Raw genomic sequence first — 12,975 nt, forward strand, 5'->3', positions numbered from 1 at the left:
TGAAGCCGTGGTCTTCCCACCAGTTTCCAGGGCCGACGTCCTCGGTCCGCCGCCCCTTGCGCATCGGCACATGCGTCAGCGGCACCTCCTCCTTGGGGCGCCCCTCGTCGGAACGGCATGAGCGCTTGCTCCGGCGCTCCTCGCTCGCATAGACGTCGCGCATATCCGTTCCCTCCGCGCTTCATCCAAGGATCGTGGCCGGCAAGGCGCTTCGCCGTAGCGCGCGGCCGAGTGCGCCGCAACGCGGCGCGTGCGTTCGGGCAATCGGGCAATCGGGCAATCGGGCAATCGGGATGCAAACGCATCGCGGCCCGCCTGTGGAGCACGTAAGGCCGCCGCATTCATCTCGAAGGCTAGGCGCGTGCCCGCACCACCGATATCCGAAACGCGAAAGGGTCTCGATCGATTTCCGACGGCGCTAACGATCTCGAAGCCGCTCGCCCTAGACCACCCATGATTTCTTGGCATACTGAGACCGTGACCGGATCAGCGGCCCGGCCGTGCGCGGATACCTCGCGCGAGGCGCATATCAACCGCCGCAGATCACCCGCCGATGCGTCGCGCGCGAGGTCGACCGGCGCAAGGCCAGCGGCAACGCGCGGCGCCATACCGCATAGACCTCGCTCGCCGTTCATACCGCGGGCAGGCTCCGCCGAACACGTCGTCCGGAACCGATCACCCGATTGCCCCTAGAGTGTGTTTGCCTCGCGCCGGATGGGTGAAATCGTCTGCGTTCGATCGAGCAAGGTGGCCAGCCTGCTTTGCGCGGCGACGTATACGTGCGTGGGCACGACGTCGAGCAACGCATCATGAATTCGGAGGATCGTTTCGATAACGGCCGCCTCCTTTTCGTCAAGGCGCCAGACGTGCGTGTCGAGCGCGCGAATCACGGCGGCATCCAAAACAGCCTCCGCATCGCTAAAGGTCGCGGCATCGGCATGACCGTATCCCGCTTGCCAAAGAAAGAAACTCAGGTACGTGACGCGCGTCATTTCGTTCAGCGCGTCTCGTCCGCCCTCCCGCGTACCGCATCCGACCAAGGCCATATGACACCGCAGAGACTCGTCACGCGCGTAATCGGTCGGCAGCGGAAGCAGCATGGACTTCGAGCGTCGAACCTGCCTCGGCGAGACGGACTTTCGCTTCCTTGAACACGGCATGTCTTGGATTCCTACGCGTCACGACGCCCTTCGCATTCAGCCGACGTGACAGTCGCGCGCCGACAACCGGTAGCGAATCGTGCGTGGCCTCCCGGCGCGAAACAACACGCCGGTTCGGTTCGAAAGCGGATGACCTTCGGACGGTTGCGCGACGCGCCCCAGATCAAAGAAACTATTGGCGGGCTCCACACCCAATGCGAAGTGTTCGCCGCGCCAAGGCGCGTGTTGACGTCCGCCATTGCTGATCCAAAGCAATGCATCCGGTAACTCGTCGGCGTTCCAGTCCAGAAACACCTCCGCTTGCGCGCGCGGATACCGGAGCACGAACGGCGGCCGGCAGTCGGAAATTTGCATCAGCTCCTCAGTGCGGACCGGTAGCGGTAGACGCGTCGCATCCATCAAGCCGAACGCCGTCGGTATCTGCGCAAGCGACAAGAACGACACGTTCGGCTCAATCCGCGACACGCCCGGCTCCTGCGGCACCGGATAACTCAAGATGTCGCCGTGCGGACAAGCAAGGACTTCAACGCCGCCCTCCGGTACAGCAAACGTCGGATGCAACGCAAACGGGAGAACCACGTCATGGCGTGCATGCACGGTCAAAGATACGGAGATCGCCGGTGAATTCGGATCGACTTCGATTGTGCGTTCAAGGCGATCGATATCGCTATCCGGCGGACACGCGATGCTGAGCGTGAGCGCATGTTCCGTTTGCGAAACCCGCTGCCACATATGGTTCGCACCATACCCGTGATCCCACGGATCGCTTGCTTCTCGTCGTTTGAAATCGGACGGCAACCCGTCCGGCGCCTTGACCATACCGAACGGAAGGCAAGGCCACTCTCCTCGCAACGCGCGTAACAAGCCCGTTAAGGGCGGTTCGTCTTTCCAGGGCGCGACGTGCAGCGGCGACACGGATCGTCCCGATCCGATATCGAAACGCACGGGTGCGATCATGCCCCCGAGCGACTGAACCTGCGCTTCCCCGTACGCCCATTTCAACGTCCAGCGTTCCATGGCTTGCATCGTGCTGTCTGTCCCAAAGTTCGGTTAGAAATGTAGCTACGGCTCAAACAATTCGCGAAAGCACGAACGGAATTCCGATCTGCGAGATCGCCGCATTGCGCGAATCAGGCGGCCCAATGAAACTGGACATCCGCGCGCCCGCGCGTGGACTCGATGAGGGCGGCATTGACTTCATCGGTCTGTTGAACCCACTGCTTGGCCGCGTCTTCGTCGCGACCGAAGCGCATATGACGGCTGACCAGCCGATCGCGCCGGACATTCGAATCGACGTCGACATACCAGACTTCATCGAGCAGCGAGCGAACGTGTTTCCAGTGCCCATGGTCGAGCAGGAGGTAATTCCCTTCCGTGATCACGAGCGGCGTGTCGGTTGACACAGGGATCGCCCCCGCGATGGGCTCTTCGATTTCGCGTCGAAACGTCGGCGCATAAATCACTTCGTCAGGCGTCTGCGCGCGCAGTCGCCTCAGAAGCGAAACATAGCCCGCGCTGTCGAACGTGTCTTCGGCGCCCTTGCGCGCGGCGCGCCCGAGCCGTTCGAGTTCGACGTTCGCGAGGTGATAGCCGTCCATCGGCACCACGACAGCCCGGTTCGGCATCGATTCGAGCAACACCTGCGCCAACGTCGATTTGCCGGCGCCGGGAGCGCCGACCAGACCCACAATTCTGCGTTGACCATCGGCAATCAGATGCTGAAGACGCCTGATATAGCGTTCCTGAATGATCGGCATTGCGTGAACGAAAAAGGGATAGGCCATCTCGCCACGTTCTTGTGTGACGCGTCGAGACGGCATCGGCAGCTCGCCCGCGCGTATTGCGTCGGGCGGCATCGTGCTGGCGCATCGACGACACCGGCCGTCGGATGCGCCGTCGTTTTAATGGTGCGCTTTGGCTTTTGCCGCGGCGTTGATTCCGCCTTCGATGAACTGGCGCGCATGCTTGGCCAAATCCATCCCGTCATCCCAAAGATTGCGCCAGATCGCGAGCGCATTGGACAACTGTTCATTCACGACCGTGGACGAGAAGCTCTCGAAGGTCACGACGCCCTTGTATTCGATCATCGCCAGGGCATGGAAGAACTGCGCGAAGTCGATGGTGCCGGAGCCCAGATAACCGCGATTGCTTTCGCCGATATGGACGTAACCCAGGCGTTTGCCACATTGCAGCACCGGCTGCATGAAGTCGGACTCCTCGATATTCATGTGATAGGTATCGAGGTGGACGACGACGTTCGGCGCGTCGACTTCATCGATCATCGCGAGGGCCTGGCTTGCGGTGTTCAGCAGATTGCTCTCGTAGCGGTTCACGACTTCCATACCGAGCGTCACGCCGCGCTGATGCGCGAAGTCGGCAATGCGCTTGATCGAGTCGACCGCGTTACGACGCCCCTTTGCGGTGACGGGTGCGTTGTATTTGCCCATCGCCCCATACAGAATGCCGCCGAAATACGTGCCGCCCAGTTCCGACGTGATGCGGATGCCCTCTTCGAGCATGGCGACGCCCTTCGCGACGGTCGCGGGGTCTTCGCTGGAGACGTCCGCGTCGAACGTGAGGCCGCGCGAGCACCCGATTTCGAGATCGTGCTCTTGCAGCAGATCACGCGTGAGTGCGAGGTCCATGACCTTCGGCCCATGCAGTGAGAGCTCGACGAGATCGTATCCGGCCGCCTTGGTCTGGCTGATGACCTTGCGGGTCGATTCCGGCGTCAGATCGCCAGCCCAAACCAATGCGTGAACACCCAGCTTATTCATTGCGAACTCCTTGCGTTGCGGCGACGCGTTTGCGCGCCATGAGATTGGAAATGCCGTTCGCCCATGCCCACCGGACGAGCATGACGGCGAGCAGGAAGACGCCCCAAAGCGCCGTTGCCAGATGCTGATTGGCGCCGAGGAGATTGAGACCGGACGCGATGACCTGAAGAATCACAAGCGCGATGACCACCGGTACGACCCGGCCAAAGCCGCCGAACGGATCGACGCGACCGAGAAAACACGCGAGCACCGAGATGAGCAGAAACGCTTCGCCATGCCCCACGCGAACCGAATTGAATTGCGCCGCCATGACCACGCCGGCCACGCCGCACATAAAGCCCGAGAGCATGTAGATGCGCGTCACCGCGCGCGTCGTCGCGATCCCGGAATATCGGGTTGCTTCGAGATTCGAACCGATCATTCGCGTGGCGAAACCGAGACGCGAGCGCGTCATGACGACATGCCAAAGCACCGCGCACCCGATAAAAATCCAGAGCGGGTTCGGCACGCCGATCAGCGAGCCGTTGCCGAGCGTGCGGATGAACGGAGGAAAGCCCGAGATATCGCCGCCGTGCGTCAGAAATTCGCCGAGACCGCGCAGGAAGATCATCATCGACAGCGAGACGAGAATCGGACTTGCGCCGGTCCGCGCGATGATGGCGCCCATCACCCAGCCCGACACGGAACCGACCGCGAGCGCCGCGACGATGCCGAGCACGATGGCGGCGGCGCCCGCATCGGCGCCTCCATGCGTTTGCAGCACATACGCCATGGCGAGGCCCGAGCAATTGGCCGTAAAGGTCACGGCCAGATTGAAGCCGCCCGAAATCAACGGCATCAGCATCGCGAGCGTGAAGAAGCCGAGTTCGGGCAACTGAAATGCGACCGAGACGAACGTGCTGGGCGAGAAAAACTGCTCGGACGCGACGCTCATCACCGCGATCACAAGTGCGAGAAAGGCGAGCAGGCCGGCCACATCGGCCGCGATGAAAGGCGTGCGGCCAGGCGAGGAAAGTGTCTTCATGATGCAGCCTTTGCGCGTTGCATGCTGAGGCGCGAGCCGACAAGCTTGGCGAAGCCGCCGCTCGACAAGGTGATGGCGATGAGGATGATGGCGCCGATGATCATCTTGAACGCGTACGGCGAGATCCCGAGCAGGTTCAAGCCGTTCGCCGTAATCGCGGTCAGCAGAATGCCGAGGATCGCGCCGAGGATGGTCCCGCGGCCGCCGCCCAAGCGCGCGCCGCCGAGCACGACCGCGGCCAGCACGTCGAGTTCGCGTCCGTAGAACGCGTTCGGCACGACCTCCTGAACATAGTGCGCCTGCATGAGCCCTGCGATGCCGGCCATCATCCCCAGCCAGCCGAATGCGACGTAGTGCATCGCGCCGATGTGAATCCCGACGCGCCGCGCCGCTTCGACGTTGTCGCCCATCGCGTAGAGCTGACGGCCCGTCGTCGTGCGCCGAAGCAGGAACCACGTCGCGGCCACCATGGCGACCATCACCGCGACCGGCAATGCAAGAACCGCGACGCCGCTCGACGTCGTGACGTGGACGATGGCCACGCGGTTCGTCAGCCAGTCCGGGAGGTCATAGATCGATACGCCGCCGGTCAGGAACATCAGACCGCCGAAGAACACGTTGAAGGTCGCAATCGTGACGACGATCGATACGATTTTGAATCGATAGATGATCGTCGCATTGATCGCGCCGAGCAAAAAGCCGAAGAACGCGGCCGCCGCGAGACCGAGCGCCCAGTCTCCCCCGCCGACGGCGTTGACGGTCAACGCCGTCAGGTACTGCACGACCGATGCGCCGACGGCAAACGAAATATCGATGCCGCCCGCGATCAGGACGACCAGCAATCCGACCGCGAAAATAATGTTGACCGAGCTCTGGTTCAACAGATCGAACAGGTTCGGCAGCGTGAGGAAGGTCGAGGTCGTGAGGCTCAAGCCGGTCGCCATGAAGACGATGACGAGCATCAGCAGTGCCTCGATGGAGCCGATCCCGAGTTTGCGAAGATTAGGCATGAACGTCTCGCTCGATTTGGTCAATGGTTGTCGTGCCGGGTACATATTCGGCAACGACACGGCCATCGCGCAGATGCAGGATGCGGTCCGAGTTGAAGTACACCTCGGGAATCTCGTCGGAGATCAGCAGGATGGCCATGCCTTCCGCGGCGAGCTTGTGGATGATCGCGAAGATGCCCGCGCGCGCGCCGACGTCGACGCCGACCGTCGGGGAATCGAGAATCAACAGCTTCGGATTCGTCGCGAGCCATTTGGCAAGCACGATGCGTTGCTGATTGCCGCCCGAGAGCGTCGACACCGCATCGTCGGGTTTGCCGATCTTCACGGCGAGCTTCTGGATCCAGTCGCGAATCAGCGCGTTGCGCTTTTTCATCGAGATGAGCCGCGACGCGTCGAGCAGATCGTCGAGCACCGCCGATACGGTGTTGTCGCCGATCGACTGCTGTTGCACGAGGCCGAGCTGAAGTCGATCTTCGGAGACATAGGCAATGCCCGCGCGGATTGCGTCGCGGTTCGAGCCGAGCGATAGCGCGCGTCCTTCGAGCGTGACCGCGCCGGCCGTCGGCCGCGTCATGCCGAACAGCGACAACGCGATCTCGGTGCGGCCGGCGCCGAGACGTCCCGTCAAACCGAGGATTTCGCCCTTGCGGATACGGAAATCGACGCTGCTGTATTCGCCTGCGCGCGACAGACCCTTGACGTCGAGCACGACGGGGGCGGCCGACAGATCCGTCTTGCGCACTTCGTAGTCGAACGTGCGCCCTGTCATGAGTTCGGTCAGGCGCGTCTGCGTCATGCCGGCCGTCGGAAACGTGCCGACGTATTTGCCGTCGCGAAACACCGTCACGCGCGTGCAGACGTCGAGGACTTCCGCGAGACGGTGACTCACGAACACGACCGCGATGCCGTCGGACGACAGGCGTCGCACGATCTTCAGCAGCGCTTCCGTTTCGGCATGGCTCAACGATGCGGTCGGTTCGTCCATGAACACGAGCCGCGCATCGGCGACGAGCGCGCGCGCGATCGCCACGATCTGCCGCTGAGCGATCGACAGCGAGCGGACCGAACGACCGAGATCGATCGATACGCCGAGCCGTTCGAGAATGCGGCTCGCGGCATCCCGCATGCGGCTGTAGTCGACGAAGCGCGGGCGCGAGCCCAGATTCTGTTCGAACGCGATGTTCTCGGCGACCGTCATCTCCGGAAACAGCGCGAGATCCTGCCAGATCACCTGGATGCCGAGCTCGCGTGCGCGTGCCGGATCGAGGCCTTCGATGCTTTGGCCGTCCATGCGCATCACCGCGCCCGGCTCGGGCTGATAGACGCCGCTGATCACCTTGATGATCGTGCTCTTGCCGCAGCCGTTTTCGCCCGCGAGACAGAGCACCTCGCCCGGCATGATGTCGAAGCGTACGTTCTGCAGCGCTTTGACGCCGCCGAAGTGCTTGGAGATGTTTTCGAGCTTGAGCAGCGCGGGACGGTCGGACTCGGCCGACTCGACCGGCCCGTCGCTCGATGGGCCGCGCGCACGCGCGGACTCCGTGGGGGAAGCTGCTTGAATCATTCAAATGCTCCGATGCGGCTGATGCGCGGCCGCCGCGGCGGCCGCATCCAAGTCACGACACCACGCGCGGCCAAGCGGCATACGGTGCCGCTTAGCCGCGCAACAAGACTTAGAGGCCCATCTTCGCGAGATCGTCGACCGTGTTGACGTTCAGATCAACGAGTTCGTTGACGATCAGGTTGTGTCCGTCCGGATGCACGACGCCGAGACCCGGAACGTTCGTGCCGTCGGTGATCTTCTCGCCCTTCGCGACCATCGTGCCGAGCGTGACGAACACTTCGCCGGCCAGTTCGGGATTCCACATGTAACCGCCGCTGAGTGTGCCGTCGTGCACGAGTCGTTTGCCCTGCCCCGGCGAGAACGGGCCGAGCACGGCGATCTTGCCGCTTTGCTGCTGCTCGGCGACCGCGCGCGCCGCGCCGATCGGTCCCTGGCTGCCGAACGCGAGGAAGCCCTTCAGATCCGGATGCGCGCGCATGAGGTCGAGCGCGGTCTGGCGCGATTGATCGACGTTCTCCGCGACGCCGTACCGGTCGCCGACGAGCTTCATATCGGGGTAGTTGGCCTTGATGTATGCGATGGCAGCGTCGGCCCATGCGTTATGCAGCGGCACGGTCAACGAACCCACGAAGACAGCGTATTCGCCCTTGCCCTTGAGCATTTCACCGAGGCGCTTGCCGTAAGCCTCACCGAAGCCCTTGGCCGAGGCGAGCTCGAAGTCCCAATCGGCGTTCTTCTGCTTGGGCGATTCATGCGTGATCACCTTGATGCCGGCCGCGCGCGCACGCTGGAGCACCGGTTCGAGCACCTCGGCGTCGTTCGGCACGACGCCGATCACATCGACGTGCTGGGCGATCAGATCCTCGATCGCGCGAACCTGCAGCGCGGGATCGGCGCTCGTCGGACCGACCATGAAGGCTTTGACGCCGAGCTGGTCGGCGCGCTTCTTGATCCCGGCTTCCATCGCATTGAACCAAGGGATGCCGCCGATCTTGACGACAACGCCGATGACGGGTTTATCGGGCGATGCCCAAGCCATGTTCGCCGCGAATGCGAACGCCGCCACGCCTGCCAACAACGAACGCACGAAAGTCTTCGTCATGTCTCCTCCGGTTAGGCATCTGAAAGTTTCGGCAGACGCCTCTGATGGGTGATAGGAAATCCCGAATCTTTTTTGCTGAATATTGCTAAATCCATTTAGCAGATCGGGTGACGTATGCTGAATCTATTTAGCAGCCGATGAAACCCGAACTTACCCTAATATGGCGACGGCGGACGCTCGGGCTACCGTCTGCGAACTTGGAACAGACGCTCGCGGGAGCACAGTGGGATGGCGCGTATGAGCACGGGGCGGAAGTCCACGATTTACGATATTGCGAAGGAAACCGGCGCATCGACCGCCACGGTCAGCATGGTGCTGAACGGGAGCTGGGCCCGGTATCGGATCAAGGAAGAGACGGCGAACCGGATTCTCGAAAGCGCACGGGCGCTCGGTTACAACGTCAATATGAAGGCCCGGGGGTTGCGCCTGTCGCGCTCGGGGCTCGCGGGCATGGTGCTGCCGCATTATCGAAACCGGTTTTTCGCGGGACTCGCGCAGTCGTTCGAGGATCAGGCGCGCAGTCGGGGGCTGTGCCCGATCGTCGTCGGCACGCAGCGCGACCCGGAGGTCGAGGTGAGCGTCGTCGAGACCTTGCTCTCGCAACGGGTCGAATTGCTGTTTATCGCGGGGGTGCGCAACCCGACGCCGCTCAACGCGCTATGTGCGGCTGCGGGTGTGCCGTCGATCAATCTCGACCTTCCCGGCGAGGCGGCGCCTTCGGTCGTTTCGGATAATCGCCACGGCGCACGGGCGATCACGAACCTGATGATGGACAAGCTCGAAGCGCGCGGCATCCCGCCGAGCGAACTCGTCCTGCTCGGCGGCGTGGCCAACGAGTACGCCACCGATATGCGCGTGGCGGGCTTTCGCGACGCGTTCGAAGCGCGCGGACTCGAACTCGCCGAAGACGCGGTCGACCGATGCGGATACAACGCCGGCGCCGCGCGCGACGCGCTCGCCGCGCGTTACCAAAAGCTCGGGCGGCTTCCGGCCGGTCTGCTGATGAACTCGATTACCGCGTTCGAAGGGCTCGTGCAATTGACGTCGACGCTGCCCACATCCGATTCGAAGTCGGCCGTCGTCGGCTGCTTCGACTGGGATCCGTTCGCCGTCCACCTCGCCTTCGACGTGACGATGCTGCGCCAGGATGTCCAGAAGATCATCGCCGAAGCATTTACGTCGACCGACAACTATGACGCGCCCGATCGGCATCTCGTGATGGTGCCCACGCGTTTCGGCGATATGTTCGACGAGAACGAACAGACGACGGAATTCGATCGATAGGCACGCGAGGCGCGCGACGCGTCTGCCTGCGGGAACGCATCCGTCGCGGCCCCGGAGACAAGCGGCGCCGCGCTATGACGCCGCCCCGACGACGCGGCTCACGGGGTGGGACGCGATCCCGGCGCGGGATGGCGTCGCGAACGCAACCCTGCTTTGCTCAAATGACTGGGCAACGCATGCCCGACCAATTCGGGCAAGCCCGAAGCCACGTCGAGCAAGGTGTGTTCCTCGATACCCGTGTCATAGCCCATCAGATTGAGCATATGCACGAGATCTTCCGTACAGGCGTTGCCGCTCGCGCCCGGTGCATACGGACATCCGCCGAGGCCGCCGAGCGATGCATCGAAGCGATCGATGCCTTCGTCCAGCGCAGCCAAAGTATTGGCAAGCGCCATCCCGCGCGTGTCGTGAAAATGCAGCGTGAGTGTCAGCGTCGGAAACAGTTTGCGTGCCTCGCGCGCGATGCGCGCCACTTGCGACGGATACGCCATCCCTGTCGTGTCGCACAACGTGACGCCATGTACGCCCAACGCGGCGAAGCGGGCCGCCAATTCGAATACCTGATAGGGGTCGACATCCCCTTCCATCGGACACCCGAAGACCGTCGACAGCGACACGTTGATCGCCACGCGTTCACGACTGACCGACGCGATCACGTCGGCGAGCTGCGCAAGCGACTGCGCGCGCGTCATGCGCAGATTGGCGACGTTGTGCGTCTCGCTCGCCGACATGACGAGATTGATCTCGTCGACCTCGCAGTCCATCGCGCGCTCGGCGCCGCGAACGTTCGGCACCAGCGCGGCGTAGACGACATCGGGATTCCGTCGGATGCGGCGCATGACCTCCTCGGCGTCACGCAAGGCCGGAATCGCCTTCGGCGACACAAACGAGGTCACCTCGATCTTCGCGTACCCCGCATCGGACAGACGATCCACGAATGCGATTTTCCGATCCGTATCGATGAACTGCTTTTCGTTCTGAAAGCCGTCTCGCGGGGCGACTTCCTGGATGTACAGCTTCTTGCCGTTGGCGGTCTGAAGAGACATGGCTGCGGTTCTCAGATAATGCCGCGGCTGCGCCAGTCAGCGCGCCGCTCGGCGTTGAGCCCGAATCGTTCGAGGATTTCGTCGGTATGCTGTCCCAGCGACGGCGCGGCGCTGCGCACTTCACCCGGCGTCGCCGACAGCTTCGGGACGATCCCCGGCAACTTGATCGGCGTACCGTCGTCGAGTTCTCCATCGAGGATCATTTCCCGCTCGAGATAGTGCGGATCCGATGCGATATCCGCGATATCGAAAATTTTTCCCGCGGGAATGTGCGCGGCGTTCAGCAGATTCAATACGTCGTCCATGCCATGTCGGCCGGTCCACTCGGAGATCGCCGCGTCGAGCGCCTCGACATTCCGCACCCGACCGTTATTGCTGGCCAGATCCGGCGATTCGCCGAGATCGTTTCGGCCGATCACGTTCATCAGCCGTTTGAAAATGCTGTCGCCGTTTCCTGCGATGAGCACATATTTACCGTCTGCGCATCGATAGGCATTGCTGGGTGCGATGCCCGGCAGGCTGCTTCCCGCCGGCTGCCGCACTTCGCCGAATACCGCATATTCAGGCAACAAACTCTCCATCATGTTGAACACCGACTCGTAGAGCGCGACGTCGATCATTTGTCCTTCGCCCGATTGATCGCGCGCGCGCAGCGCGAGCAGCACGCCGATCACGCCATGCAACGCCGACAGGGAATCGCCGATCGAGATGCCGACGCGCACCGGGGTCCGATCGGGCTCGCCGCTCAGATGACGCAAGCCGCCCATCGCTTCACCGATGACGCCGAAGCCCGGCAGGTCCCGGTACGGTCCGGTTTGACCGTAGCCCGAGACGCGCAACATGACGAGACGCGGATTGATCTTTCGCAGATCGTCCCATCCCAAGCCCCATTTCTCCATCGCGCCCGGCTTGAAGTTCTCGACGACGACGTCCACGTCGCTGACCATCGCGCGGATCAGCTCCTGCGCTTCCGGTTGACGCAGATCGAGACTCACCGATTTCTTGTTGCGTGACTGCACCTGCCACCAAACCGACGTGCCTTCGTGCAGCAAGCGCCAGTTACGCAGCGGATCGCCCTTGCCCGGCGGTTCGATCTTGATGACGTCGGCGCCGAATTCCGCCAGCATTTTCGCGGCGAACGGTCCGGCGATAAGCTGCCCGAGTTCGAGCACGCGAATCCCACTCAACGGTTTGGAAGACATGAATTCCTCATAGATCTCTCAGCTTCGGCTCTGCCGCGCCACACGACTGACAGGGCCGATCGATGCCCGCCCGAAGGCGGTCAATGCTTGTGTTTGCCCAGATAGGCTTCGCGCACGCGATCGCTCGTCAGCAATGCCGAGCCCGTGCCTTCGATGACGATATGCCCGACTTCGAGGACATACGCGCGGTCCGAAATCGCGAGCGCCTGATTCGCCATTTGTTCGACCAGCAGAATCGTCATGCCGCGCGCCTTCAACGATTGAATGATCTGGAAGATCTCCGCGACGATCAGCGGCGCCAAGCCGAGCGACGGTTCATCGAGCATCAGAATCTTGGGTTTGCTCATCAATGCGCGGCAGATCGCGAGCATCTGCTGCTCGCCGCCCGACAACGTGCCCGCGTATTGATCGCGGCGTTCCCTGAGACGCGGAAACATCTGAAAAGAAGCCTCGATATCGGAGGCCAATACCGCAGCGGGCTCGCGGCGCAAATACGCGCCGAGCATCAGGTTCTCGAATACGGTTTGATCGGGAAAGATCTGCCGGCCTTCGGGAACGTGCGCAATCCCCAAACCCACGCGCTTGTGCGCGGGCATGCCGGTCAGATCCCGGCCGTCGAACGCAATCGTGCCGCTCGACTTCTCGATGCCCGATAACGCGCGCATCAATGTGCTTTTGCCTGCGCCATTGCCGCCGATGATCGTCACGATCTCGTTGCGCTTCACATGCAGCGAGACCTGTTTAAGCGCATGGATCGCGCCGTAGCTGACCGCGAGGTCCTTGATTTCAAGCAATTGCGTCATGAC

At 62.5% G+C, this 12,975-nt stretch carries 12 protein-coding genes; 1 reads left to right on the plus strand and 11 read right to left on the minus strand.

Annotated features, from left to right (window positions below; genetic code table 11):
• Positions 1–689: 689 nt before the first annotated feature.
• From D7S86_RS27490 to D7S86_RS27525, 8 genes are all read right to left on the minus strand, one after another.
• Positions 690–1,100 carry a hypothetical protein gene (locus D7S86_RS27490; protein WP_121091319.1) on the minus strand — a complete coding sequence of 137 codons (411 nt, stop codon included), beginning with the start codon at positions 1,098–1,100 and terminating at the stop codon, positions 690–692.
• 96 nt (positions 1,101–1,196) lie between these two features.
• Positions 1,197–2,177 carry an aldose epimerase family protein gene (locus tag D7S86_RS27495; protein ID WP_121091320.1) on the minus strand — a complete coding sequence of 327 codons (981 nt, stop codon included), beginning with the start codon at positions 2,175–2,177 and terminating at the stop codon, positions 1,197–1,199.
• Between the two features lie 113 nt (positions 2,178–2,290).
• Positions 2,291–2,944, minus strand: a complete 654-nt coding sequence (locus D7S86_RS27500) for a nucleoside/nucleotide kinase family protein (protein WP_240648434.1) — start codon at positions 2,942–2,944, stop codon at positions 2,291–2,293.
• A gap of 117 nt (positions 2,945–3,061) precedes the next feature.
• Positions 3,062–3,937 (minus strand): sugar phosphate isomerase/epimerase family protein, encoded by an 876-nt coding sequence (locus tag D7S86_RS27505; RefSeq protein ID WP_121091321.1) that lies wholly within the window; start codon positions 3,935–3,937, stop codon positions 3,062–3,064.
• Entirely contained in the window at positions 3,930–4,961 is a 1,032-nt protein-coding gene (locus tag D7S86_RS27510) for an ABC transporter permease (protein WP_121091322.1), read from the minus strand. Before D7S86_RS27510 ends, D7S86_RS27505 begins: the two co-directional genes overlap by 8 nt.
• A complete protein-coding gene (locus D7S86_RS27515; protein WP_121091323.1) occupies positions 4,958–5,971 on the minus strand; it encodes an ABC transporter permease in 1,014 nt (337 codons plus the stop codon). Before D7S86_RS27515 ends, D7S86_RS27510 begins: the two co-directional genes overlap by 4 nt.
• A complete protein-coding gene (locus D7S86_RS27520) occupies positions 5,964–7,535 on the minus strand; it encodes a sugar ABC transporter ATP-binding protein (protein ID WP_121091324.1) in 1,572 nt (523 codons plus the stop codon). The genes D7S86_RS27515 and D7S86_RS27520 overlap by 8 nt, the downstream gene beginning before the upstream one ends.
• 109 nt (positions 7,536–7,644) lie before the next feature.
• Positions 7,645–8,637, minus strand: coding sequence for a substrate-binding domain-containing protein (locus D7S86_RS27525; protein ID WP_121091325.1), 993 nt, complete (start codon positions 8,635–8,637; stop codon positions 7,645–7,647).
• A 237-nt stretch (positions 8,638–8,874) separates the two neighbouring features.
• On the opposite strand from D7S86_RS27525, the gene D7S86_RS27530 reads away from it, so the two are divergent.
• On the plus strand, positions 8,875–9,921 hold the full coding sequence (locus D7S86_RS27530; protein ID WP_240648435.1) for a substrate-binding domain-containing protein: 1,047 nt from the start codon (positions 8,875–8,877) through the stop codon (positions 9,919–9,921).
• 98 nt (positions 9,922–10,019) lie between these two features.
• Here D7S86_RS27530 and D7S86_RS27535 read toward each other — a convergent pair whose 3' ends face one another.
• From D7S86_RS27535 to D7S86_RS27545, 3 genes are all read right to left on the minus strand, one after another.
• A complete protein-coding gene (locus D7S86_RS27535) occupies positions 10,020–10,967 on the minus strand; it encodes a hydroxymethylglutaryl-CoA lyase (protein WP_121091327.1) in 948 nt (315 codons plus the stop codon).
• A gap of 11 nt (positions 10,968–10,978) precedes the next feature.
• Positions 10,979–12,169: a CaiB/BaiF CoA transferase family protein gene (locus D7S86_RS27540; protein ID WP_121091328.1), complete on the minus strand. Its 1,191-nt coding sequence runs from the start codon at positions 12,167–12,169 to the stop codon at positions 10,979–10,981.
• Between the two features lie 80 nt (positions 12,170–12,249).
• Entirely contained in the window at positions 12,250–12,972 is a 723-nt protein-coding gene (locus tag D7S86_RS27545) for an ABC transporter ATP-binding protein (RefSeq protein ID WP_121091329.1), read from the minus strand.
• Positions 12,973–12,975: the final 3 nt, after the last annotated feature.

This window comes from Pararobbsia silviterrae, assembly GCF_003628125.1.
GTDB classification, from domain to species: Bacteria; Pseudomonadota; Gammaproteobacteria; order Burkholderiales; family Burkholderiaceae; genus Pararobbsia; species Pararobbsia silviterrae.